This is a genomic window from Novosphingobium sp. ES2-1 (genome assembly GCF_015169775.1).
Taxonomy (GTDB): Bacteria; Pseudomonadota; Alphaproteobacteria; order Sphingomonadales; family Sphingomonadaceae; genus Novosphingobium; species Novosphingobium subterraneum.
The window spans coordinates 278,511-303,319 of record NZ_CP063447.1; the positions used below are offsets into that span (position 1 = coordinate 278,511).

The 24,809-nt window shown below is 60.1% G+C and carries 19 protein-coding genes; 11 read left to right on the forward strand and 8 right to left on the reverse strand.

From position 1 onward, the window contains the following. Positions 1-34: 34 nt before the first annotated feature. The 4 genes from IM701_RS19405 (at position 35) to IM701_RS19420 (ending at position 4,681) form a co-directional block, all read left to right on the forward strand. Positions 35-1,558 carry a radical SAM protein gene (locus tag IM701_RS19405; protein ID WP_052242492.1) on the forward strand — a complete coding sequence of 508 codons (1,524 nt, stop codon included), beginning with the start codon at positions 35-37 and terminating at the stop codon, positions 1,556-1,558. Next, positions 1,555-2,835, forward strand: coding sequence for a nitric oxide synthase oxygenase (locus tag IM701_RS19410; protein ID WP_193828943.1), 1,281 nt, complete (start codon positions 1,555-1,557; stop codon positions 2,833-2,835). Before IM701_RS19405 ends, IM701_RS19410 begins: the two co-directional genes overlap by 4 nt. Then, a complete protein-coding gene (locus IM701_RS19415) occupies positions 2,832-3,773 on the forward strand; it encodes a glycosyltransferase family 2 protein (RefSeq protein WP_052242490.1) in 942 nt (313 codons plus the stop codon). The genes IM701_RS19410 and IM701_RS19415 overlap by 4 nt, the downstream gene beginning before the upstream one ends. A 647-nt stretch (positions 3,774-4,420) precedes the next feature. Further along, the gene (locus tag IM701_RS19420; RefSeq protein ID WP_062341740.1) at positions 4,421-4,681 is read left to right on the forward strand and encodes a ribbon-helix-helix domain-containing protein; all 261 of its coding nucleotides are present in this window, start codon (positions 4,421-4,423) and stop codon (positions 4,679-4,681) included. Here the strand turns inward: IM701_RS19420 and IM701_RS19425 are convergent. Further along, the gene (locus IM701_RS19425; protein WP_062341738.1) at positions 4,651-4,872 is read right to left on the reverse strand and encodes a hypothetical protein; all 222 of its coding nucleotides are present in this window, start codon (positions 4,870-4,872) and stop codon (positions 4,651-4,653) included. The two genes, IM701_RS19420 and IM701_RS19425, sit on opposite strands and share 31 nt — an antisense overlap. A gap of 61 nt (positions 4,873-4,933) precedes the next feature. Then, positions 4,934-5,236, reverse strand: a complete 303-nt coding sequence (locus IM701_RS19430; protein WP_039335329.1) for a hypothetical protein — start codon at positions 5,234-5,236, stop codon at positions 4,934-4,936. Between the two features lie 212 nt (positions 5,237-5,448). Between IM701_RS19430 and IM701_RS19435 the strand changes: the two genes are divergently transcribed. The 6 genes from IM701_RS19435 (at position 5,449) to IM701_RS19460 (ending at position 12,701) form a co-directional block, all read left to right on the forward strand. After that, positions 5,449-6,471 carry a metalloregulator ArsR/SmtB family transcription factor gene (locus tag IM701_RS19435; RefSeq protein WP_156135800.1) on the forward strand — a complete coding sequence of 341 codons (1,023 nt, stop codon included), beginning with the start codon at positions 5,449-5,451 and terminating at the stop codon, positions 6,469-6,471. After that, positions 6,468-7,424 (forward strand): methylenetetrahydrofolate reductase [NAD(P)H], encoded by a 957-nt coding sequence (gene metF / locus IM701_RS19440; RefSeq protein WP_039335324.1) that lies wholly within the window; start codon positions 6,468-6,470, stop codon positions 7,422-7,424. Before IM701_RS19435 ends, metF begins: the two co-directional genes overlap by 4 nt. Then, entirely contained in the window at positions 7,421-8,497 is a 1,077-nt protein-coding gene (locus IM701_RS19445; RefSeq protein ID WP_193828944.1) for a homocysteine S-methyltransferase family protein, read from the forward strand. Before metF ends, IM701_RS19445 begins: the two co-directional genes overlap by 4 nt. A gap of 5 nt (positions 8,498-8,502) precedes the next feature. Beyond that, positions 8,503-11,154, forward strand: a complete 2,652-nt coding sequence (metH, locus tag IM701_RS19450; RefSeq protein ID WP_039335320.1) for a methionine synthase — start codon at positions 8,503-8,505, stop codon at positions 11,152-11,154. Positions 11,155-11,401: 247 nt separating this feature from the next. Next, entirely contained in the window at positions 11,402-11,917 is a 516-nt protein-coding gene (locus IM701_RS19455; protein WP_039335317.1) for a hypothetical protein, read from the forward strand. Between the two features lie 484 nt (positions 11,918-12,401). Continuing rightward, positions 12,402-12,701 carry a hypothetical protein gene (locus tag IM701_RS19460; protein ID WP_039335315.1) on the forward strand — a complete coding sequence of 100 codons (300 nt, stop codon included), beginning with the start codon at positions 12,402-12,404 and terminating at the stop codon, positions 12,699-12,701. Between the two features lie 74 nt (positions 12,702-12,775). On the opposite strand, the gene IM701_RS22185 is transcribed toward IM701_RS19460, so the two are convergent. The 5 genes from IM701_RS22185 to IM701_RS19485 all read right to left on the reverse strand — a co-directional run bounded on the left by IM701_RS22185 (position 12,776) and on the right by IM701_RS19485 (position 19,259). Continuing rightward, a complete protein-coding gene (locus IM701_RS22185; protein ID WP_156484059.1) occupies positions 12,776-13,978 on the reverse strand; it encodes a methyl-accepting chemotaxis protein in 1,203 nt (400 codons plus the stop codon). Beyond that, positions 13,939-14,514, reverse strand: a complete 576-nt coding sequence (locus IM701_RS19470) for a hypothetical protein (RefSeq protein ID WP_193828945.1) — start codon at positions 14,512-14,514, stop codon at positions 13,939-13,941. The genes IM701_RS22185 and IM701_RS19470 overlap by 40 nt, the downstream gene beginning before the upstream one ends. Before the next feature lie 1,459 nt (positions 14,515-15,973). Next, positions 15,974-16,453, reverse strand: coding sequence for a hypothetical protein (locus IM701_RS19475; RefSeq protein ID WP_193828946.1), 480 nt, complete (start codon positions 16,451-16,453; stop codon positions 15,974-15,976). A 268-nt stretch (positions 16,454-16,721) separates the two neighbouring features. Continuing rightward, on the reverse strand, positions 16,722-17,444 hold the full coding sequence (locus tag IM701_RS19480) for a response regulator transcription factor (protein ID WP_082013384.1): 723 nt from the start codon (positions 17,442-17,444) through the stop codon (positions 16,722-16,724). 939 nt (positions 17,445-18,383) lie between these two features. Beyond that, a complete protein-coding gene (locus tag IM701_RS19485; RefSeq protein WP_230487946.1) occupies positions 18,384-19,259 on the reverse strand; it encodes a metallophosphoesterase family protein in 876 nt (291 codons plus the stop codon). 1,424 nt (positions 19,260-20,683) lie between these two features. On the opposite strand from IM701_RS19485, the gene IM701_RS19490 reads away from it, so the two are divergent. Beyond that, positions 20,684-20,968, forward strand: coding sequence for a transposase (locus IM701_RS19490; protein ID WP_230487960.1), 285 nt, complete (start codon positions 20,684-20,686; stop codon positions 20,966-20,968). Positions 20,969-21,585: 617 nt separating this feature from the next. On the opposite strand, the gene IM701_RS19495 is transcribed toward IM701_RS19490, so the two are convergent. Continuing rightward, entirely contained in the window at positions 21,586-24,114 is a 2,529-nt protein-coding gene (locus IM701_RS19495; protein WP_082013544.1) for a TolC family protein, read from the reverse strand. Positions 24,115-24,809: the final 695 nt, after the last annotated feature.

Below are 24,809 nucleotides of genomic sequence, written 5' to 3' on the forward strand. Positions count from 1 at the left end.
CTGTCTGACATTGCACCTGCACACTGGAGCGGAGGTGACGCTGTCGGACATAGTGACCAGACGCGGTGCGAAGCGCCTGTCCTCGAATGACGGCAAACGCATTCTCCTCGTCGATCTCAACAATTTCGCTTCATTCCCGACGCTTGCTGTGGGGTTGCTGGTCGCATCGCTGCGAAATGCCGGGCATCGCGTTGATCTGCTCGTTCCGCTGGCGTACGACGTTCCAGCCGCAGCGCGCGAAAAGCCGGATCGGTTGCATCATAAATGGATGCGGGCTCTGCACCTCTCGACGACTCCAGGCCTCATCGTGTTCCGCAATGCCATGCGATCGGCGTTTTACTGGTATCACAGGCGTCCCCACGAAACAGTGATCCGTGAAGTTGGCCGCGCGTTGGATCAGCGGCCAGACATCCTGTTGCTGTCCGCCTATCTTCAGCATCACGCAACCGTCGTGGAGCTGTGCCGCTTAGCGAAGGAGCGCAGCGTTCCAGTGCTATTGGGCGGCCCAGCCTTCAACTTGAAGGGTACGACTGAAGCGTGGCGCACCATTCCCGGCTTGACCGCAATTTACGGCGGTGAGGCCGATCTTGTCGCGCCCGAACTCGTCACCGCCATCCTCGCCAAGCAGGACATGTCCGGGGTTCCCGGCATCACCCTGAGCGACGGGCGGGGCACGCCTGCCGCGCCGCCATTTAGAGAATTGGATCGCTCTTCGGTTCCAGATTTCACCGATTTCCCGTGGGATCGCTATCCGGTGCGGATCGTGCCGATCATGACTGGCCGCGGTTGCCAGTGGGGGCGCTGCCTGTTCTGCTCGGACGTCGTTTCTGCAAATGGCAGGACGTTCCGGACACGGAGCGTCGAATCCGTCCTCAATGAAATGCGGGAACAGTCGCGGCGCTGCGCCACAACCAACTTCCTTTTTCTGGACCTCAAGCTCAATTCAAACCCACATCTCTTGCGTGGACTGGTCGAACATGTGCAGACGGCCGTACCGGGCGCTCAGTGGATCGGGACCGTCCATGTCGACCGTCGGCAAGATAATGGCCTGTCCAGAAATGAACTACGCGCTGCGGCTCGAGCCGGAATGCGTCGGGTCAGCTTTGGCCTTGAATCAGGCAGCCAGCATGTGCTCGACCTGATGGATAAGGGCTCATCTGTTGAAGGCAACGAAGCCTTCATTCGTCATGCCAGCGAGGCTGGGATTTCCGTGCGCTGCACAATGTTTCAGGGATTTCCGGGCGAAACCGCCGAAGACCTCTCCATGACCGCCGATTTCCTCGTCCGGAATGAGCGCTACATTGATCGTGTCCGTTTCAATGACTTCTCGATCTTGGAGGATACGCCGATTTGGCACAAGCTGATGGCGGAGGCTAACTCCTATCCCGGGCTATCAATCAAAGGCATCGACAAGCGTCATGCAAAGGCTTCCTACGCCTACACACCTTCGCGCCATCCCGAGTATCGCAGGGCGCGAGCACGAGTGCTTGAAGCAGTCTATGGCATCAACCGCAGACCACTTCGCGATGAGGCGCGCATGTTTGACGGGCTGATGTGACGAACGAGGCAGATCGCTTTGTTCAATCCGATCCGGTGCGCAGGCGGTTACGACGTCTTACGCGCTCGGAACGGATTGAGGAAGCCGTTGCTTTCATCCGTCAGTTTGCTTCCGAAACCGGGCAAAGTTCAGCAGATGCCGATCTCCGTATCCGCGATATTCGTCGCAGCATTCGGCAGAAGGGAACCTATTGGCATAGTCCCGACGAGCTGGTGTTCGGCGCCCGCGTCGCCTGGCGCAATCATGCGCGCTGCGTGGGGCGTCTCACGTGGAAATCCCTGCAGGTCAACGATTGCCGGACGATCACGGATTGTGATGAGGTCGTCGATCGAACCCTGATGACTCTGCGCCAGTCCCTTTCCAGCGGCGAGCTGCGATCCGCGATCACCATCTTCGCGCCCGCGACCGTTGCATCCATGCCGCCTACATTCGAAAGTGCGCAGATCTTTCGATACGCAGGCTATATGCTGAATGATGGTGCTGTAATCGGAGATCGAGCGAATATTGAGCTTACGCAGATCGCTCAGCGGCTTGGCTGGATCGCACCGGCGCAACCCACCAACTTCGACCTGTTGCCGCTTATCATGCGGACGGCAGATGGCGTGCGACATGCCTACAACATCCCGTCGGACCTCAGGCATGAAGTACCAATTCATCACAACAGCTTTCCGGGCCTGAGCGACCTTGGGCTACGATGGTATGGGGTGCCCGTCGTCACCAATATGGTGCTGACCATCGGCGGCATCGACTATCCCTGCGCACCGTTCAGTGGGCATTACGTCGCGACGGAAATCGCATCGCGCAATTTCATCGATCCAACGCGCTATGATCTGCTTGACACCATCGCACGCGCCTTCGGCTTCAGTCCCGATAAGCAAGAGCGCTCTCTCTGGAAGGATCACACGCTAACTGAACTGAACCAGGCTGTGCTCGACAGTTTCAGGCAAGCCCGGATCACCATTGCAGATCACCACAGCGTCAGTGATCAGTACGTTACTTTTGCACAGCTGGAACATCGTGCCGGCAGAACGCCCTCAGGCGAGTGGCCCTGGATCGTACCGCCGCAAGCTGCAGCGGCGTGCCCGACATTCCATCTGCCTATGGCGAACATTCAGGCAGTCCCTAACTTTTACGTCAGCCGTCATATTGATGGCGCCAGCCTTGCAATCGACCGGACCAGCCTGCGTGATGGCAAATGGCGGACGCGATATGAGCGGCTGAAGCGGCGCTGGCGCAACTGGCGCAAACGCCGAGACTACATCTGGCAGCGGGCGTGACACCGCCGCGCTTCAGCATCATCATCCCGCATAGGGACGATTCCGTGGGTCTCTCTTGCACCCTCGCGGCGCTTACCCGCCTTGACGCTACGCCATCGTTTGAGGTCATCGTCGTCGACAATCGCTCAGCTTGTGGCGTTGACGGCGTCAAAGTCGTCACTGCCCGGTTCAATCAGCTGGACATAACCTTTGTCGAAGCACCTATTGTAGGAGCAGGACCTGCACGTAACGCTGGCGCGCGCGCGGCGCGAGGTGATTTGATCGCCTTTCTCGATTGCGACTGTCTTCCCGAGCCTGATTGGCTAAGCGTGGCCGAGCGACTGCTTGCTACACCTGGTGCGGTTGTCGGCGGTCCTGTCGAGGTATCAGTAGGCTCGCTACCTGCCGATAAGATCAATCCGGCGCAGCTCTTCGACCTACTGTACGGCTTTGATGTCGCGCGCAGCTTCCGCCTTGATGGCCTTCTGCTTTCCGGCAATCTGTTGACATCGCGAGAGACGTTTTTTCGCGTTGGTGACTTCAGGACGGGCCTCTCGGAGGATCGCGATTGGTGTATACGTGCGCGATCCATGGGCTATCTGCCGACGTTCTCATCCGACCTTGCCGTCATGCATGTCGCACTAGATGACGTGAAGCGCCTGCGCGCACGGTGGGCGCGCGTCGCACGGGAAACGCACGCCTTCCACCGTTTTCATGGTGCGGGCCGATCTGGCGGGCTGCTCTACTGCTTGACGGTTGCTGCCTCGCCCTTGGTGCATGGATGGCGTCTTTTCGGCGCCAAGGCTGCCAGTGCACCTGCGTCCATCCGTTGGCGCACACTGCTCCTGCTGATCAGGATCAGGAGCCAACGAGCTGCAATCGCCGCCTCTCTCCTTGTGAGGGATCTGTTGAACGCCGTCAGAGACGCTCTGTCGGGTGCGTCAAAAGCAGGACCGTGAGCGCAATGAACACCAATAGCGTGATCGCACTCATCGCCAGCGTGTTCGTAGTCTGGTCGAGGTAAACACCATTGGCGCAAACCGCCGCAACGCTGTCAACGAAGGTAGTCTTGGTCGAACTGAACTAACGTGAGCCGAGCGGCCCGGTAAATCCGTTCAAATGGGCGAACGATGCGCCAATCCTAAGAGTGAGCAGTTGATACGAGCGGCCGCTCCCATTGCACTGAGGATGCACGCGCCGAGCTTGGTTCCGGGGCTTGCCCCTTCCGCAAGCTTGAGCCAGATGCCGAGCCGCACGGACCACGCTCAATCGTCAGTCGGCATCGGAGGGGTGACAGTTCCATGGTGACTCATTGTCATTGGGCTCATCGTTCTGGTAGCTGTTCTCCGAGGTAAAAGGAGAGGCTTCCATCGTGATAGGGGATGTGTCGGTTGTTCGCTTGGGTGCGTAGACATGTGCGACTGATCGTCGCTTTTTATGACCAGCTTTATGACTTCGGCTTATTTTTCTGCCAGAGGCTAATAACTGCAGAAAGTTGTCGGACGCCTGCTCCTTCTCGCTCAGTGCTTCGTAGCCTCTTGCCATCATGCAGGGGGAGGAGCGAGGCGGGTTGCGGGCCACCCCCAATAATTCCAATCCCTGGCGCATGACCAACCCGTACCACCCGCCGGCAAAGCGCTCGGTCGAGATTGCCGGACACAAGACTTCGATCAGCCTCGAGCCGATGTTCTGGGACATGCTGCGCGAAGCTGCTGCCGCCGAGGGCATGCCGATCAATGCGCTGGTTGCGCGGATCGATGCCGAGAGGATCAGGGTGGAAGTGGCGCCAGGGCTCGCCGGCGCAATCAGGCTGTGGCTCGTGGCGCGTCTGCGCAGTCAGCTTGCGGACGGCATGGGCGCTTCCTGAACGGGAACCGTGGCTTCCGGCAGGGCAGGCTGCGCGCGGGCATCGAGCATCTCGGCCGCAGCATCCAGTGCCTTTGCGTCATCGCGCGATACGCCGCCGGGCTTCTCGTCCTCGCCTGGACCGCACGCACTGACAAGGCCGACCAGTGCAGCGATGGCGAATATGCGGAATGTGTCGCGGGGCGTCGCCATGGCTAAGGTTGCGGGGGCTAAGGTTGCGGGCGGCGCGTGAGCGCGTCGCCCGCTTGTGTCTTTACTGCGCCGGGGTCTGCGGATCTTCGCCTTCATCAGCCGCAGCCTGTGCCGCGGCTGCCACCGCTGCCGCATTGTTGGCAGTATCGCGCACGGCGTTGGCTTCGGCATCCGCTGCTGCCGAAGCATCAACCACAGGTGCCATCGGAGCCGCTGCAGCCGAAGGCTCCATTGCCGGCAGTTCGTCTGCGGGCATTTCCACCGTGTCCTCGGCAGCTGCTTCGGATGCATCGTCGGACTTGCCGCATGCCGAAAGGGCAAGGGCTGCTGAGGCGACGATCGCGAGGCTTGCGTACTTCTTCATCGAATTCCCTCTCTGGGCTGTTTCTGGGCTGTTCGCGGACGGAACTCCGCCCGGCGTGAAGCCGAACGAGGCTGTTCTATAAGTGGCCAGAGGCTAAGGCAAATGCATCCTGTGCGCAAAATAGGCAGGCACTGGAAAAACTATAACAATTGATATAACAAAAGCCTTATATCAATTGACAGGCATAAAGGTTTCTTTATATGAAGCCCCACATGAACCTTGAAAATGCCATTCGCGCGCTCGACGACCCGACGCGCCTGCGCATCCTGCGCCTCCTTGCCAGCATGGAGCTGGCGGTGGGCGAAGTCGCGCAAGTGCTGGGGCAAAGCCAGCCGCGCGTGTCGCGCCATATCAAGATCCTGTGCGATTCGGGCCTGGCAGAGCGTCGCAAGGAAGGCGCCTGGGTGTTCCTGCGCAGCTCGATCTCGGAAAGCTCGGACAGACCGCTGGCCGCTGCGATCGCACGGCTGCTCGCCGTGGCCGAGCACGAGGACACCGCCTTCGGCCGTCGCTGCGCCGAAGACCGCCAGCACCTCGACGCGATCCGCGCCTCGCGCGAATCCCACGCTCTCGACTGGTTTTCGCGCCATGCCGAAGAGTGGGACGAGTTGCGCTCGCTCCATATCGAAGATGGCCCGGTAGAAGCCGCGCTGACCGAGATGCTGCTCGATCTTGCAGGCGAGGCAACGCCATCCCAAGGCAGATTGGGCCGCGTGCTCGATGTCGGGACCGGCACCGGCCGCATCGCCGAACTGCTGGCACCGCATGCCAGCCACGTCGTCGCCTTCGACAAGAGCCACGACATGCTGCGCATTGCCCGCGCCCGGCTCCAGCACTTGCGCGCCGACAGTGTCGAGCTGGTGCAAGGCGATTTCGCGCAGATCCCGTTCGCCGCGCGCAGCTTCGACACGGTGCTGTTCCACCAGGTCCTGCACTATGCCCAGGCACCCGAAGCCGTGCTGGCGGGCGCTGCCCGCGTCACCGCGCCGGGCGGCCGCATCGCCATCGTCGATTTCGCCGCGCACGATCGCGAAGACCTGCGCCAGACCCACGCCCACGCGCGCCTCGGCTTCTCCGATGCCCAGATCGAGGCGATGCTGCGCGATGCCGGTTTCGTGCCCCACGAAACCCGCGCGCTCGCGGGTCATGAACTCGTCGTCAAGCTCTGGACCGGCACGCGCCGGGAAGACAGCGTGGCGCAACTTGAACCACGGCAAAGCCGGAAAGCCCCATGAACGCCAGCTACGATCAACCCACCTACGACAAGTTGCGCGAAGCCCGCACTGCGCTCGACACCCCGCTCTTCGCCGGGCTGCCAGGCGACATCAATGTGTCGTTCGAATTCTTCCCACCGAAGACCGACGCGCTGATGGCACAACTGTGGGACGTGGTCGAAACGCTGGGGCCGCTGCAGCCGAAGTTCGTCTCGGTCACCTACGGCGCGGGCGGCTCCACCCGGGACCGCACCCACGGCACTGTCGCCCGCATCATCAGGGAAGCCCGCCTTCCCGCTGCCGCGCACCTGACCTGCGTCGATGCCAGCAAGGCCGAGATCCGCGAAGTCGCCGAAAGCTACTGGGAAGCGGGCGTGCGCCACATCGTGGCCCTGCGTGGCGACATGGGCGCACCCGGCGTGCCGTTCACGCCGCACTCGGACGGCTATGCCAACGCTGCCGAACTGGTGGCCGGCCTGAAGCAGATCGCTCCGTTCGAGATTTCGGTGGCCGCCTATCCGGAATCGCACCCGGATTCGCCGAGCAGCCAAGCCGACATCGACAACCTCAAGCGCAAGCTTGATGCCGGTGCCACCCGCGCGATCAGCCAGTTCTTCTTTGAGCCCGAAACCTTCTTCCGCTTCCGCGACAAACTGGCAGCAGCGGGCATCGACGCACCGGTGCTGCCCGGTATCCTCCCGGTCTCCAACGTCGCCCAGACGCGCAAGTTTGCCGCGGCCTGTGGCGCGGCGATCCCGGCCTGGATGGATGGACTGTTCGAAGGGCTGGACACCCATCCCGCCTCGCGCCAGCTTGTCGCCGCGACCATCGCTGCCGAATTCTGCCGTCGCCTCTATGCCGGCGGCGTGCGCGATTTCCACTTCTACACCCTCAACCGCGCCGAACTGTCCTACGCGATCTGCCACCTGCTTGGCCTTCGCCCCAAGGCTCCAGCGCTGGAGAAAGCCGCGTGACCTTGCTTCCTTCCGCCGCCCGCACCGCTTTCCTTGAGCAGGCTGCCAAGCGTATCCTGATCACCGATGGCGCGTTCGGCACCGAGATCCAGAACTTCAAGCTGTCCGAAGCCGACTACGCCGGGACGCTGGGCCTGGCCAAGGACCAGAAGGGCAACAACGACATCCTGGCGCTGACCGCTCCGCAAGTGCCGGAATCGATCCACCGCGCCTATTTCGAAGCCGGGGCCGACATTGCCGAGACCAACACCTTCAGCGCCAACCGCATCAGCCAGGCTGACTATGCCGCCGAACATCTGGTGCGCGAGATCAACGTGGAATCGGCAAGGCTCGCCCGCCGCGTGGCCGATGAGTTCACTGCACAGGATGCCGAAAAGGGTATAAAGCGCCCCCGTTTCGTCGCCGGTGCCATCGGCCCCACGAACAAGACCCTCTCGCTCAGCCCCGACGTCAACGATCCCGGCTTCCGCGAGATCGACTGGGACCACCTCGTCGACGTCTATGCCGAGCAGGTCCATGCCCTTGTCGAAGGCGGCGCGGACTTCATCCTGATCGAGACGGTGTTCGATACCCTCAACGCCAAGGCCGGCGTCATGTCGGTGCGCCAGGTCGAGAAGGAACTCGGTCGCGAGATCCCGATCATGATGTCGATGACGCTGACCGACCTTTCGGGCCGCAACCTTTCGGGCCACACGGTCGAGGCATTCTGGTACGCGATCCGCCATGCCAAGCCGCTCACCATTGGCCTCAACTGCTCGTTCGGCGCCACCCAGCTGCGCCCGCACGTGAAGGCGCTGTCGGAAATCGCCGACACGCTGATCATGGTCTATCCCAACGCCGGCCTGCCGAACGAGCTCGGCGAATATGACGAGATGCCGCAGACCACGGCGGGCCTCGTCAAGGAATGGGCAACCCAAGGCCAGGTCAACGTGCTCGGCGGCTGCTGTGGTTCCACGCCGGCTCACATCGCGGCGATGGCGCAGGCGGTGCGAGCCCTGCCGCCCCGCAAGATGGCCGTGCCTGCCACCGTTACCCGACTCGCCGGGCTTGAACCTTTTGTAATGGCTGCCTGATTTCCATGACCGATACATTTACCGGCTCGCGCTTCGTCAACGTCGGCGAGCGCACCAACGTTACCGGCTCGGCCGCATTCAAGAAGCTTATCCTTGCCGGCGACTACGCCAAGGCCGTCGAAGTCGCGCGGCAGCAGGTCGAGAACGGCGCGCAGGTGATCGACGTCAACATGGACGAGGGCCTGCTCGACGCTGTCGAGGCCATGACCACGTTCCTCAAGCTGATCGCTGCGGAGCCCGACATCGCGCGCGTGCCGGTGATGATCGACAGCTCGAAGTGGGAAGTCATCGAAGCCGGTCTCAAGTGCGTTTCGGGCAAGCCGATCGTCAATTCGATCAGCATGAAGGAGGGCGAGGACGCCTTCCTCCACCACGCCCGCCTGTGCATGGATTATGGCGCCGCCGTCGTCGTCATGGCCTTCGACGAGAGGGGCCAGGCAGACACGAAGGACCGCAAGGTCGAGATCTGCGAACGCGCCTACAAGCTGCTGACCGGCATCGGCTTCCCGCCTGAAGACATCATTTTCGATCCCAACGTCTTTGCCGTCGCTACCGGCATCGAGGAGCATGACAACTACGGGCTCGATTTCATCGAAGCCACGCGCGAGATCAAGGCGCGCTGCCCGCACGTCCACATCTCGGGCGGCTTGTCCAACCTCTCGTTCAGCTTCCGCGGCAACGAGACGGTGCGCCGCGCCATGCACTCGGTGTTCCTCTACCACGCCATTCCGGCTGGCATGGACATGGCCATCGTCAACGCCGGCCAGCTCGACATCTACGACCAGATCGACCCCGTCCTACGCGAGGCTTGCGAGGACGTGGTGCTCAACCGCGCGCCTGCCGCAGGCGGTGATCAGACCGCGACCGAGCGCCTGATCGAGCTTGCCGAAAGCTACAAGGGCAAGGACAAGGTCGCCGAAAAGGAAGCCGAGGAATGGCGCGGCTGGGACGTCGTCCGCCGCCTCGAACACGCGCTGGTCAAAGGTATCGACGCTTTCGTCGTCGAGGATACTGAAGAAGCCCGCGCTGCCATCGCTGCGCGGGGCGGTCGCCCGATCGAAGTGATCGAAGGCCCGCTGATGGAAGGCATGAACACGGTCGGCGACCTGTTCGGTTCAGGGAAAATGTTCCTGCCGCAGGTGGTGAAATCGGCCCGCGTAATGAAGAAGGCGGTTGCCCACCTGATCCCGTTCATCGAGGCGGAGAAGGAAGAGGGCGCCAAGGCGAAAGGCCGGATCATCATGGCCACCGTCAAGGGGGACGTTCACGACATCGGCAAGAACATCGTCGGCGTGGTCCTGCAGTGCAACGGCTATGAAGTGATCGACCTGGGCGTGATGGTGCCGTGGGCGACGATCCTCGACGTTGCGCAGAAGGAACAGGTCGACATGATCGGGCTGTCCGGCCTGATCACGCCTTCGCTCGACGAGATGGTCACCGTGGCGGAGGAAATGCAGCGTGCCGGGATGACCATTCCGCTGCTGATTGGCGGCGCGACGACCAGCAAGGTCCACACCGCGCTGCGCATCGATCCGGCCTACGACGGCCCGGTCGTCCACGTGCTTGACGCCAGCCGCGCCGTGGGCGTCGCTTCGCAGCTCTTGTCCGATACGCAGGCCCAAGGCTTCATCAAGGCCACTGCCGCCGATTACCAGCATGTCCGCGATGCGCGTGCAGGCAAGGGTGCCTCGAAGCTGCTCAGCCTCGAAGACGCGCGCCTGAATGCCTTCGCGCCGGACTTCTCGGAAAAGGCCCCGCCGCCCGAACAGCCCGGTCGCCACGTCTTCGAAGACTGGGATCTCAAGGATCTGGTCGAATGCTTCGACTGGACGCCGTTCTTCCGCTCTTGGGAACTGGCAGGCACCTATCCTGCGATTCTTGAAGATGAAGTGGTTGGCGAAAGCGCGCGCAATCTCTATGCCGACGCCCGCGCGATGCTTGAAAAGATCATCGCCGAGAAGTGGCTGACGGCCAAGGGCGTCGCCCAGTTCTGGCCCTGCGCCCGGCACGGTGACGACGTCATCCTGCACCCGAACGACGACGAGCTCTCGGTGCGCCTGCCGTTCCTGCGCCAGCAGTTCATCAAGAGCCGCGGCCCAAATGGACAGGGGAGGGCCAACTTCTGCCTGGCAGATTTCATCGACCCTGCGGGCGACTGGATCGGTGGTTTCGCCGTCGGAATCCACGGCATCGACGAACACCTCGCCCGCTTCAAGACCGACAACGACGACTATTCGGACATCCTGCTGAAGGCCCTGGCCGACCGCTTTGCCGAAGCCTTTGCCGAACGCCTGCACCAGTACGTCCGCACCACGCTGTGGGCCTATGCCCCAGGCGAGCAGCTGACCAACGAAGCACTCATCCGCGAGCAGTACCGCGGCATCCGCCCGGCGCCCGGCTATCCTGCCTGTCCGGACCACACGCTCAAGCCGATCCTGTTCGACCTGCTCGATGCCACCAACACGGCAGGCATCACGCTGACCGAATCGCAGGCGATGCTGCCGACCTCGGCGGTATCGGGCTTCTACTTCTCCCACCCCGAAAGCCAGTACTTCGGTGTCGCGACCATCGGCCGCGACCAGCTCGAAGACTATGCCGGCCGACGCGGCTGGGACGTGTCCGTCATGGAGCGCTGGCTCCGGCCCAATCTGGACTGACACGCCCCTCCCCTGCATTCATGGCACATGGCTGCTCTCGAAAGTCACCGATCGCTTGGGCACTGCCATGACCTTCCAGCGTCGCCTAGGGTCTGAGCGCGCGCACGAAACAGGGCCTGTGACAGAACGCAGCGAGCAGGACTTGGCTCGGGACCTTCTGCCCCGACCTTCACGCGAAAGGCACGGATTATAAAGTTGACCGGGCAAGACTGCCTGTGGTGCCATGCAGGCAAAGGGGAACGCTGCTATGCTGGATGGGGCCATTACGCCAGTCACCGTTTTCAACCAGAGGTATGCCAGCGGGAGCGATGGAGACCGCGCTGGACAAGGCACTGCTGATACCGAGCAGACAGCCTACAAGCGGCTGATCAACTGCGAGCTGACTCGCCAGGTCATTCCTCTGGCCCACATGGCCGACCGGCTGGGCGTCTTGCGGACAAAGCTCCATAAGGTGCTGCGGCAAGGCGCTCATCTTGACGAAAAGCTGCGGCTGCGATTGTTCGAACAATTGCAGATTGACCAAACGCGGGCAACGATTGCTGTTTCCCTGCTGAGGAGCCACCTTGCCTATTACGATCAGGCTGTCTTCCTTGCAGCAGAAGGCCTCAAAGGTCTCTATTGCGAGGCGCGTTTGGCAAATCAGGGAACAATCCAGATCGATCTGCAACCAGCCATCATCCATACGGCCGCGGGTCGGACGTACGCCATGCTGATGGTCCATCAGGCCCGAGTCCTCGAGGCCAATCAGACCCTGTTCTGCTGATGCAGGACCCCAGCACCAAGCTCGATCTGCCCAGCACGATCCACCCAGCGTAGCAGTCTTGTCGTTGCAGGGCGCAAAGACCGGATCCCGGACCAAGAACAGGTTGAGGACGCGTCCATGTCCCTGATTCCTGGCGCAGGCCGGGCAAGCGGCCTGTCGGGATTCTCGAATGGCACTGCAGTCTTGCCGAGGCGCATTTGCTGGTTTCGGGCGATGCAAGAGTCGCGCGGCTGGCTCGGAGAGGCATGCCGCGACGTCTCGCGGCATATCACAGGAACGAGCACCGCCAGTAACGAACCGTGTCGAAGTCCGCGGCCTTGATGCGGGGCTTCAAAAGCATTGCTTCCTGACGTAAGATCTGCAGGAACTGGAATTGGTCTCTGCCCAACTGCGCACCGGGTGCTAGCCAGCAAACTCAGATATGTCGCCTCTTTCGTGTTCCTCTCGCGGCTCTGCCATGACACATTCTGGAAGGAGCCACCCTGTGAGCCGTCAAACGAAACGCAATGCCGGACAATTCGATACGGAGCTTCTCAAGCTCGCGTTTGCAGCCGTCCGCGACCAGCCTGTTGCTGTCCAGCGCGCGGTAACCAGGCAAATCGAGGACTGCACCTTGCGCCTCACGATCGAAGGCAAGGAAGTTGAAGCCGAAGCGCTCTGCAGGTTCGTCTCATCCATCTTGCCCGGCAGCTTTTCCGATGCGCGCGACACGGCCACCCCGAACCGTCCTGTGGCTGAAGCGGCGCCTCCCTCGGCAAGCCCGGTCGGCACGTTCTTCCGGTAGAGACACGCGCCCGCGCAGTGCCCAGGAGCCCACTCCGGCAAGCCGTGAAGAACGTTGCGTTCGTCCTGGCGTTATCACGCAGCCTGCAGAAGCGGCGCAGACGCGCTGACGGCCGCAGGGTGGCTGCGCAAACGGCGAACGAGCCCGTCCAGGTCCTGCGCCTCCCTGATGAGGGCCCTGGCTGCCGCGTCTGATTGCTCGGCCATGGCTGCATTATGCTGCGTCACCTCGGCAATCGCCTGAGACGCGCACTTTACAGTGCCAAGCGAATGCGTCTGCTCCCCCATGCTGGCAACAATCGTCCGGACATTTTCAGCCACCATGCCCATGCCTGCCACGATCCGCCCGAGCGCCGCGCCGGTTTGGCCGACCAGGAGCACGCAGGAGCGAATCTCGTCGCCTGAAGCGGCAATCACGGTCCTGATGTCGGCAGCAGCATCGCCTGCACGTTGCGCCAGAGACCTGACCTCGCTGGCAACGACAGCAAAGCCCCTGCCGGCCTCGCCCGCGCGGGCTGCTTCCACGCCAGCATTGAGCGCGAGGAGATTCGTCTGGAAGGCAATTCCGTCGATCAGGCTCACGATCTTCTCGATGTCGCTGGAGGACTTTTCCAGGGCATGAACAGCATCGACGGCCTCGGCGGCGACAGTGCCGCCCTGCACCGCCTCTTCGTGCGCCCGCGATACGTTCAGCCGGATCTCGCCAGCCAGGCTTTCGCTTGTCTCCAGCATTGCAAGGACATTTCCAAGTGCTTCGAGGTTGCCCTCGACGCTGCCTGCCTGCGCCACATTTCTATGCGCAAGGTCGCTCGATGCCGCACCGATCTGCTCTGCCGCGATCGCGACCCGGCCTGCCGAGCTGGACACTTCTCCGACAACTTTCCCCAAAGTTTCAAGGCTCACGTTGAATGTACTGCGCAAGCTCTCGAACTCCGGGGCAAAGGCTTCGCGAAGCCGATGGTCAAAGTCTCCTCTCGCCAGCGCGTCCAGACCGCATGAAACACTCGCAACGACTTTGCGCACTTCTGCCTCCACCGCTCGCTGGTGCTGGGCTGCAATTCGGAAACTCTCGATAGCACGGGTCATGTCGCCCACCTCGTCGTCGCGGTGAAGCTGGGAGCGTCCCGCTTCCAGATCGCCTTCGGCCATGGTGCGCATCGTCCGCGCCGCTGCAAGCATCGGGTCGAGCGCACTCGACATGAGCCTGTGCAGGCCAAAGCCGACCAGGGCCATTGCGCTCAGGGCAACCAGGCCAAGCAGGCCAAGGACAGTCTGCACCGTTCCCAGTGCTTCCTCTTCAGCAAGGGCGTTGCGGCGGATGCTTTCCTGGGACAAGGCCTGGATGGCAGTGCGATGTGCATCAAAAATGCGTCAGCCTTGCGATAGACCCTTGCTGCAGCTTCCATGTCGCCCCGCTCGACCGCAGGCAGCAGTTCCGTGTCGACAAGTTGCCAGAAGTGGTCCGCCTGCATCATAGCGTCTTTCTCATGACGCTGCTTGAGATCGCCATCAAGCTCGCTGGCCGCCCAGTATCGCGAGCGGTCGTGATAGACCCTTTCAAGCTCGGCAAGCCGGTGGCGGCGCAGGTCAAGCGATGCGGGATCCTGCACGATCCTGGTGACTTCCAGCATGGGTTCGATGACATACTGCGGTGGAGGCAGGATATCTGCGAGGTACTCGCCGGTCAGTTTCTGCCTCTCGTGCAAAGGTCCGCCCAAGCGAATCTGTGACATGCCGAACGCTGCAAATGCTGAAAGAGCCAGAAGAGCACAGATGACGAACGTGCCACCCCTGCGCACTGTTTGCCTGATCATGTCCAGACCCCCCGTGTCTGATTTCGCGTGAGTTGGTAGACTGCAAAGGGCCACGAAAATGATTGCTGGCCCTTCCCGGCAAACACGAGGTGTTATAGCCTGGCCACATTAAGGCCCTAAGTTTGCTGCCCCGAACAAACTTGACGCTGTACAAAGTGTTACAAGGCCAGACATTGCAGAAAAGATTAACGCTATCTGGGTGACCGACAGAATTGCCGCAGACGTACGACATCATCGAGTTTGGAGGGTGGCCCGCACAGGCAGGCGATCTTGACACCGGCGGCACAACCAACAGCAAGCAACCGTGCCGCCCTCCCTCCACAGCGCTTACCGCGCCTCACGATCTAAATGCTTGCGCTTGCCTTTCCCAAAGCGGCTCGACAGCGGAAGGCCTGAAAAGCTGTCGGGCGGAGCAGCGGTGATCGGATAAGTTGCCCTTTCACGCCGCCGAGTGGCCCGCAACAACACTCTCACGAATATTCTGACGGGTGCTGCGGCCGGACTACTAGAGGCGACCGCCTGGCAAAAGGCACGTGATCGACGGGGTGATCGACAAGCTGCCACTGCACATTCCGGACCTGATCCCCTGCCAGATCCACGGCCCGGATCAACAGCGGTATCCCGTAGGGCGCAGGTTTGGCAGCACCTCGGAACACCTGGTTCGAAAGGATGCGGCGGTCGCAACACACGGACTTGTGCGTATTGGCTAACAGGTGATTGCACACTATCGTCCCCTTCGGCGCCTGCACTTTAAGGATAGCTGCCCGGTCCAGACACGAGTTCTCTCGCAAAGGGCGGACAATCTTGAAGTTCGTGCGTCTGGGTCAAAAGAACAGAAGTCCTCTCCGCAAGTTGCGGTGGCGTCGCCAGCCGATTGGAGAAGGACGGGAGACGTAAGATGCAGCGATCAGCCCACCCGTTCTGGCACAGTGGCCAAGGCACCGGGTCCGCAGGCAAATCGAGCACATGGCGGGGATGGTTGCGTCTGACTTTGCCACTCGGCATCTCCATGGTGCTCTGGTACGGGATATGGTTGATCGTGCGGACCCAGCTCTGATCGAACGGTCCCACCTGATCGTGCAACTGCCGCCTTGTCCAGTGCCTGGGACGATCGGGACCGAGCAGATCACACAGCCTAAAGTCGGCGCAACGCCTAGCCTATCGCTCGTGTTCGCTCGATCAGAATAGTTGTGACAGGTGCCCGCAACCCGGTGTCACCCTGATCGAATTATTTCTTGCCAGTTCACCTGCTTCTCGGCAGCGGCTCGCGACAGATTTTCGTGCGAAACCAGGCTTCCAGCAGGGACGCACAGGCTGGCACCCAAGAGCAGGACTGGAACCAGAAATCTGCAGGCGCGCACGGAGTACAGCTTATCTGCTGCAGGGCGGATCACAGGTGCTGTAAGAAGTTTGGTTTATCGTCGCTCGATGCGGCGAAACTAGGGGCAATCGCGCCAGGTCAGCTGTGAGCAACCTTTCCTGGAAGCGATCCCGCAGCCTGCATGGCCAGGCACTTCTCGATCAGCGTCACCGCTGAATCATTGAGGACAATCCACGTCCTGCGCGCATCATTGCGATCGGGCGAACGCAGGACAAGCCTGCGCGAGCCGAGCAAGGCAAGCCAGCGAATAACGGTCGCAGTGGGAATGCCCGTGGAATAGACAATGTCGGTCACGCACATGCGCGAACAATCGCAGCGCGACAGGTAGAGCGCCACCAGGATCGCCCAGCAATACTCGCTCGACAATTCTGCGCCCAATATCTCTTTTCGTAGCATGCAGCTTCTCAGGTAATCATTCGCAAGCTTGCGAAATTGCCGACCTCCCGCTGAATCGGGTGAACCACGGACAGGCGAGCGACAATCTTCGGAAAAAACATCGAAGTACTGGTTGAGGATCGCCAAAGCTTCACGTGCTTCTGCCAGACGATTCAGCGTCATACTGCCCTCTCCAGCTCGCCGAGGACTACCGAAGGCTTCGGCGCCGTGGCATGGAAGACCTTTAATCAGACAAGACTACCGCAACTCGATTACCCAGACCCTCAAAGAAACGTCGAATCTGGAGCGTTCCTCGCATTGGCTCGCAACACCGTCGATTATCTGAGGGGCGGCTGGAACCGCTGCCGGGCCGTCACTCGCTGGCGATAGCCAGATCGCCCTGAAGACGCAGTCATCGTGCAGGACAGACGCCACCCGCCACCCGCAGCGATCAGCTGAGCCCTGCAGCCTCGATCTCGACTCGGATTGCTTGCGCGGACGTCTTGGCGCCCAGTTTTGTCATCATTTTCATGCGGTGGATTTCAACCGTGCGCGGACTGATATCGAGCTCCCGCGCGATCTCCTTGTTCGACAGTCCCGTTGTCACGAGTCGCAGCACTTCGGCCTCACGCCTCGATAAGGCCTTGATCGCCCGCCGCGCGACCGCCTGGCGCAGGCGGACCGCAAGGCACGCCTGGCCTTCTGCGTAGCCATGGTGCAACTTCGTAAGCAGTTCTTCCCGCGATACATCGCCGACAAGATAGTTCACCACTCCGGCCTTTATCCCCGCGACTATGGCATCGCAGTCCAGCGTCCGGGCAAATGCGATGACCGGAAGCCAGATGCCCTGGCTGTCCATCATCTCCATCAATCGGCACGCCGCCCCGGTCCCGTCTTCGCACAGCAGGACCAGCCCTTGCTCGGGCATCATGGCAATGAGTTCGTCGGCATCTTCGTAGACCTCGGCATGATGACCGAGTGAAAAGATCAGGCGCGCCTTGGCCGCGCGCTCGAGCTGATTGCTGGCAACGACATGAATGTACATGCGATCCGGCACTTGCATGGTTGCCCGCGCGCCGTACTCGTCGGACACAGGCTGGGCGAACAGGTCCATGAGCAGCGCGCGATCGGCTGGTGTGCTCGGAATGGCGTTCACTGGCATTAAGAAGCTCATCTGATCCCCCTCACAAGTGTGCCGCAAGTTGCGGCCTGACCTAAGGGAATGTGCAGAATGAAGGTTAACGCCGGGTCCGGGGAGCGGGTAGGCTTTATCCCTAAGGACTTTTGACTATACCGCGTCATGTCCTCGCTTGGGATCTGGCGCAATCGAGCTGAAATCCCGACGTCGGACAGCCGTCCGGGATAGGACGACCCGCCGTCAGGACCTGAAAAGATTAACAAGCAAAAACGGCAGCTTAACCATCCATCTTGAGCTTTACATGAATGCCCGTCGTCTTTCTCTCGATCAAATAAACCTTGAGGCAGGATCGCGATAAGGATTTCCCTGCTTGCTGAACCTGCATCTTTGAGAAGCGTCGCTGGCTGCCCGATCTCGTTCCTGATTTCCGGCGCGATCGCATCTATGCCGCCTTGGCGCCTTTACGCTGATTGCCTGTGCTCTGGCCATAGCTGGCTCACGGCCTGCCCTGTCCGCCGCCTCCCGACCCTACGCGAGCTGAGTAGTTCGGAAATTGCACCCTTACGCTTTTGCAGCATGGTCCCTGCAGTCGAGCGGTTGATCCCAGGCGACGCCTTATGGCGATGTCGTGGCCGTTGGCGTAATTGTCGTTTCAGGCCCGATCGTCAACGGCCCGGCATACTGTGCGCTGCCATTGCGCAAAAAGGGTCACCAGCTGCTTGACGTCGCATTCCTGGTCATGTTGCCCGGCGCCCTGCGGGGGTAGCAGAGGCGCTTTTGGCCATTCTCCATGCGAGGCCACGGCCATCCGCACCATGATGAAGGGCGACCACGTATACTGCGCATCAGCGCGCTTGCATGCCCTGGATATGTTCTGCAAACTTCCGTTTGGGCGAAACGCATGCCATAGCTCAATACAGCGGAGGCGGGAACATTCTCGTCACGGTACTGGTTCTCGCCAGAGCCCCAAGCCTGTCACGCACTGACGACCGGCATCGGGCTAGCGATGGCCTTTTCTTCGTGGAGAAACCATCTGGTCACCCCCTCCAGCCCGATCGCAGTCAGGCGCCCGTGCAGGTAGGCGCCTGTATCGATACCGATGCGGCAGGAACCAGAAATGACGTCCGGCGCTACGGTATGGCCGTGAACGACCACGAAACCCGGATCAAAGTCCGCGTCGAGGAAATCCTTGCGGATCCACCGCAGATCCTGCTCCGACTGCTCCGCAAGCGGCACCCCTGGCCTTATGCCGGCATGCACGAAAACATAGTCGCCAATCATCAGGATATTGTCCATCGATCGCAGCAGCTGCAGGTGACGCTCAGGTACAAGTCTCGGTAATTGTTCGCGCAGCTCCTCGATGGTCAGCCGGGCATAAGCATCGGCATCCTCCATGTAGCTTAGGATTGTCTCGCGTCCTCCATGCTGGAGGAACTGGCGCAGGACGCGCCCGGACCTAAAACTTGCAAGAAACATTTCTTCGTGATTGCCGACGATCAGTCGGACGTTCCGGCGGGTCTGCAAATCAGCAACCATGTCAAGCACGCGCGCGCTGTCCGGGCCGCGATCGATAAGGTCACCCAGGAACACGACCGTCGTTTCCGCCGGTTCGCGGGCGAAGTCATCGGCATCGATGCGCTCGAGCAAAACCGCCAGAAGATCTGCGCAACCGTGGACATCACCAATGGCATAGACCCGGTGGCCTTGCGGTATTCGGGCCTTCAATCCGCAAGCCCGGGAATTACGCTGCCAATGTCGCAGAATTTTCGAGAATTGACCAAAGCCTAACACGTTGATGCATATGCTCTGTTTAACAGCAGCATGCAATGACGTCTGCCACGCTTGGCGCACAGCTCGTCTCCTTGATGCGGCTCGCTGTCTGGTTGCGACCCATCATTTCGACACGTACGCAGTGCTCTTGCGAACCACATGTGACACCTTGCTGCGCACGTTGATGACGGTGGCCTTGTCAGAAGCCTCCAATCCAAGGCACTTCACGCGGCTGCGTTCCAAGGCACGTCTTCCCGTGCCCATGCAAGAATTGTTACTCCGTCCCCGTTCGAAGTGCGATAATCCTACCGATTGGATCTGCGCCGGGCAAAGGAGGCTGCGACCGCTTTGGCTTGACTTCTACCTTGGAAGCAACATGAGATGAAGTTGCATTTGTTACAATCTCAGGCGCTATGCCATCGAGGAAAGAGGCTGTGATCGCCTGGGATTTGGTCGGGCGTCGGGGCAGCGAGTCTCCATCCGCTGCATGCGCCGTCGCAGCAAGCGCAGTAATTGCGAAGAGTATGATCAGCAGGCGAGATATGAGTGGCATGGAAGCGTGATAGAGCTTTCTGATTAATCTACTGTGAAAACGCGTTTTTTGCCTGTACGCCGCTGCGGTCCGTGTGTGCCAAGCTGGCGGATAGGACGTTTGGCTGGAAGATCATGAGAAGGCGTCGCCCGCTCAACTTTTAATGCTTGAAAGGATTTCGAGCCTTGCTCTGCGGAGAAAGAAAGGCCGCGCTCGAGATGCGTAGGGGATAAGCGCGGCCTAGTCATAAAAAGGGATGTCGCTATCGCTGTAGCTGACAACCAGACCCTAGACGTTGCATGGTTACTGATTGCTTAAAGCTTCAAGAAAAAGCCCCTCGCAACCGGTGGGTGCGTGGGGCTTTTCCTGGCTGAGAATTCGGGACGGGGAAATATCCTGATGTCCTTTAGACAGGCGACAGTTAAAGACGTCCTAACGGATGTAGAAAGGCCCCAGATGCTCGGCCTCGACTGCGTAGGCACGGTGCTTGGCCACGTCGGCACTCAGCAGTAGAAGCGTCAGAAACGCCTTCGATGAGAACGAGTGAACCCATCACAAACTGGCGAAGCCTCCCCGAAATGCTTGGATAATCTGTTATCCCCTGCACTGTGCGGCGCCACAAATACCACAGGTCATGCAAGTCGATCCTGTTCAGCCAGGCAAGGCAACTGCATGCTCGTCAGCTACAGAGCCGCGTCCGTCGCCAACGGCTACGCAAACCACCCCTTCCCGCATTGCTTAGCATACAGCGACATACCGATCCGGTCGTGCCCCCAATCATCTTCACCGACGACCAGGAGCGACCACGGAAACCGTTGAACCGCGCCGATTGGGTATCTTGTAAGATCCTGCAGGACCATCAGTGCCAGTTACTGCATATCGCCAGGGGCCACCGCGATCCACCTTCGTCGATCTGCCGGAACCATAGCGACGCCTTCAAGCAGCCAAAACCGGCACGATCGTCGTCAATGACCTGTACGTCTACCTCGAGGCCCGACTCCGGCACGTCAGTTCCAATAGCCATCCTGCCGTTGCTATTCGCCACGCGCCCATCGTCTGGCCCGGGCTGTCGCTGCTCCTCGACGGCAGTCGCGTCAAGCTGGCTTCCAACACCTTCGAGCGGTCGATCGGTCCGCTGCTTCTCAGTCGCAAGAAGGCCCTCTTAGCAGGCTCCGACGAAAGTGGCGACGACTGGGCAGTGATCCCCACGCTCATCGAGAACTGCAAGATGCCAGCATCAACCGGCATGCCACGCTGACCAGGCTGGCCAGCGATCATCCTGCAAACGCCGTCGCAAACCAATACCGTGGACCGCCGTAGCCCGAGTAGACCGCTTACAGCTTATGGTCGATCACCGCCGGAACGAATGCCTGATAAATCTGTGGCCAAGTGGCCCGGCAGCACAAGCCATTGGAAACATCATGGCGCCGCGCAACTTCCATCACTCAGCCACCCGACGATGATGTCTCGCGCAAAGTCTCCCGGCGATACAGCCTTGTCCAATCCCGGCGGCGTTGCATGTCCATCAGCACCGTTACCAGTGTCATAGCCGTCTTGGGCGCGCCCTATCGCACGAAGTATGGGACGTCCTGACGCCCGGGCAGCAAGAGCAAGCGGTGCTCACCAGACTGTTACCCCAAACTAATCATTCCATTCGGGTCTAGCCGGCGAATTACCAGCAAGTCTTCCGGAGGACATCGCCTCGCGCTCAACCACACCTGCTCAATCTTGACGGGCAACCTTTGCAGGCTGTTTGCCTGAGGTGTTCTTAAGCCCGAATCTGCAACAGGGCCCCGTAAGTGTCCATGGTCGAGTTCTCTTGCCATCTTAGATTTCGCCTTAGCATCCGCTGCTAAGTGCATGGCTACACGCAATTCATTCCGTGACGTCAATTTCGCCGATACCCGAATGCGCGGCCGGGTCGCGCGACGGACGGCTTGTTGCCAGATCAGGCGCCCAAACCTGATCGATGCCCGATAGCAAACCATTCAATAGAGGTATGCTGCTTTGCTTTGTAACCTTGGTCAGATGGATTTCTGGGTCATAGCTCCGCAAGCTCGGTGAAAGCGTTTCAGGGTCGAGCGCGCCCATAGTCGACAGGAGGTTTGCGCGCGCAACATATTCTTCAGCAAGCGCGGCGTTGTAGCGGTTACGCGCGTCGAGTAAATCCCGTGCCAGATCAAGAAGCTCAAGAGTAGTCCTGAAACCAGCGCGCTCTTGTTCCTTTGCGCCTTCATATGCGCTGAGTGATGCTTGCAAAGACTTCCGACTGAACTCGACGGACCCACTGGCTGCTTGTAGCTTTGTCCACCTTGCTGCTACCTCTGCCCTGGTTTCGCGACCCGCAGCATCCAGCAATTGCCAATCAGAGTCATTGGCTTCTTCGGCCCTTCCAATCTCCGCTGACCGTTTGCCGCCATCCAAGAGAGGCATGGCAATCGTCAGTTGCCCGCGCAGCCGCTGCGTGCGCAAATTGTTACCATAATCTAACAACGTCCCATAGTCTGCTGAGCCCTTCAAGCTAAGAGTAGGCCGTGTCTCCGCTTTCGCCTGAGCCACGTGCGCGCGCGAAATGCGCTCGCGCATCCTGGCTGCCTGAAGCAGGGGATTATGCAAATCCGCCAAACCATAGGCTTCCTCAAGCGAGGACACAGGGAGTAGCATGGTTTCCGGAGCACTGAGATCGCCAGGTGCCATGCCTACCGCAGAATAAAATGTGCCCTGCTGAGCGGAAAGCCGAGCCTTTGCGTCGAGAAGATACGTTCGTCCCAATGACAAGCGAGACTCCACTTGCTGGACGTCCGTCAGCGTTATGTCGCGCTCGGCATACCTCGTCCGAGCGTCTGCAAGCTCCTTCTCCAAAAGCGAGACATTTTCGCGAGCAATGGTCACAGCACCAGCCTCACGAATAACACCGGCATAAGAGGAGATTACTTGCAGGAGAACCTCATTCTGGACAACTCGCAAAGCCTCCCGGCGATAGGCTATTGTTGCCTGCGCGGCTCCTACAGCCGCCGCAGAGCGGCCAAAAGTCAGCAGCGGCTGAGACAGGACCAGACTGGCAGTATTTGTAAAGCCTTGGTTGCTGGTCATAGTGCCCGGGAGGATTTCGTCTCGGTTGCGGGCAAAAGCCAAGCTGGCGGTCACGTCGAGCTCGGGGCCATAGGCCGATCGCGCTGCGGGCAGAGCAAAATCTGCCGCTCGCAAGACAGCTCTCTCGGACAGCAGACGCGGATTCCGAGCGTAGCTTGCCGCAATTGCATCTGCGAGGGTTGATACTCGCAAGGGTCCCTGTTCGCCTGGCGCAGACTTCGGACCTAAGCTTGCCTGTGGTTCTGCCAAGGGGATGGCGGTCTTTTCCAGCCCAAAAAGAGGACTGGGCATTGGCCTTGAATTCGAAGAAGTCACAGGTATCTCAACCAGCTTTGCAGAGGTGGTTTCGACAACCGGTCGCTTTGCACCGCTGATACTCCCGATGTCCCGAGCAACCGGGGCCACGTGGAAGACAGCATCATGGAGATATGCGTCGCCGGGTCTTGACGGCGCCACAAGGCCAGAAGAGCTGCGCGTAACTTCAGTCCCGGGGTGCTTCACAGAAGCAGCGTCAAGAGCTCCACCAAAGTCCGAAGGTTCTGTTGAAATGGTTTCAGGCAGTGCTTTCGTTGGCGCCTCTGGCACCATGTCCGAAAAGCTCGAAGAGGGGCTAACCACAGCAGCGCTTGTGTCCGCTTTTACAGGCGTTGGGGCTGTTACAGACTTTGGGTCCGTCGGCGGTGCCTGGTCAGTCAGGATATCGGGGAGCAAATCAACATCTGTGGAACTCGGCACATCTGCCACCAAGGCCGCAAGTGGCGTCATCTTGGTCCCACTCTGTGCGTTGATCGAGGACACATTTTGCTGAACCGGCTCAGAGGGATGCGGGTCGGTGATCACAGCAACCGGATCGACCGCTACCATTACTTGGTCCCCATTATTGCTGCGAGGGACTTGCGAGAATTCCGCAGAGGCAAGCTGCAGTTGGGCTTTGGCGGCTTGTGGCTGGCCCGTTGTGTCGGAGGTGGCAATCGCCACTTCTGGCGCTCGCGCTGACAAGCTGGCCGACGCCGAGTGGGGCTCAGGGGAAGGCCAACGCAACTTGCTCGCCGTTTCAGCTGCTCCAATGGGATCGGGAATTTCTGGCATCAAAAGCTCCGATGCTTTGGCAGAGCCAATCTGCTCTGCCGAGGCGAATGTCGGAGACGGAAGTGCCAGATTTCCTTGGTCATATTGGGCATGCGTTTCAGCGTCATCTGGAAGACTGAATGGCGTGGCGCTATCTGCTCCTTGCAATTCCTGAATCAGGAAGAACCCGCCAGGAATTGCCGCAGCCGACACCAGCAGTTCTGCAGCACGACGCATCGTCATCCACCTCCCTCAGGTTTTAAGTCGGCCGCTCGATTCGGGCGGCGTACCGTTAATAGCGTCTTTTTGTGGATGTCCAAAATCGGGACACTTCTGGCGCAGTTTATACAGCACGACGGTTACGAGGCTGGTGTTGCCGAGAGCCCTTCAGGATCGAGGAAAATCATTCTGACGTCCGCCGAAGATCAAAACTGTGCATTCTCCGGTTTTTTTCCGCACATTCCCGGAAGTGGATATTGCCATTCTTGGCACTAATCATTCAGTTAGGTTTCAGCCGGCAACCTTCAAAAGGGCGGTGGCGCATAATGTCTATCGGTATCAGGATTAAAGGGACGCGGATAGGCTCATCCTGAGGTGAGCCGAACGGAAATGGGAGTGGGTCGCAATGATATGTTCTAGCAAGATTGCAACTGACGATGGATCAAGCGTCGCGCAGTTGCCAACAAGAGGAACAGTGGACGGTTCGCGTAAGTCGAAGAACTACAAGCTGGGTCTCTCGGTGGGAGTATGTGTCTCGCTCATGGGCTGGCTGGGAATCGCGCTTTTGGCGCTAAGATTGTAGAATATTTATTCTTCTTCAGTGCTTTAATGTAAGGGTCGGTGGTTGCCCCTCGTGTAACTGATCCAGTTGAACGCCAACGCTGACTCGTCGGCCGCTGAAGATCGGAAAGCCAGAATTACTCCCCATGACGGGGAAG

Excerpts from the sequence above, each read along its gene's own strand:
- IM701_RS19420 (WP_062341740.1), top strand. The coding sequence starts at position 4,421 with ATGACCAACCCGTACCACCCGCCGGCAAAGCGCTCGGTCGAGATTGCC.
- IM701_RS19425 (WP_062341738.1), bottom strand. The coding sequence starts at position 4,872 with ATGGCGACGCCCCGCGACACATTCCGCATATTCGCCATCGCTGCACTG.
- IM701_RS19430 (WP_039335329.1), bottom strand. The coding sequence starts at position 5,236 with ATGAAGAAGTACGCAAGCCTCGCGATCGTCGCCTCAGCAGCCCTTGCC.
- IM701_RS19435 (WP_156135800.1), top strand. The coding sequence starts at position 5,449 with ATGAACCTTGAAAATGCCATTCGCGCGCTCGACGACCCGACGCGCCTG.
- metF (WP_039335324.1), top strand. The coding sequence starts at position 6,468 with ATGAACGCCAGCTACGATCAACCCACCTACGACAAGTTGCGCGAAGCC.
- metH (WP_039335320.1), top strand. The coding sequence starts at position 8,503 with ATGACCGATACATTTACCGGCTCGCGCTTCGTCAACGTCGGCGAGCGC.
- IM701_RS19455 (WP_039335317.1), top strand. The coding sequence starts at position 11,402 with ATGCTGGATGGGGCCATTACGCCAGTCACCGTTTTCAACCAGAGGTAT.
- IM701_RS19470 (WP_193828945.1), bottom strand. The coding sequence starts at position 14,514 with ATGATCAGGCAAACAGTGCGCAGGGGTGGCACGTTCGTCATCTGTGCT.
- IM701_RS19475 (WP_193828946.1), bottom strand. The coding sequence starts at position 16,453 with ATGACGCTGAATCGTCTGGCAGAAGCACGTGAAGCTTTGGCGATCCTC.
- IM701_RS19480 (WP_082013384.1), bottom strand. The coding sequence starts at position 17,444 with ATGAGCTTCTTAATGCCAGTGAACGCCATTCCGAGCACACCAGCCGAT.
- IM701_RS19495 (WP_082013544.1), bottom strand. The coding sequence starts at position 24,114 with ATGACGATGCGTCGTGCTGCAGAACTGCTGGTGTCGGCTGCGGCAATT.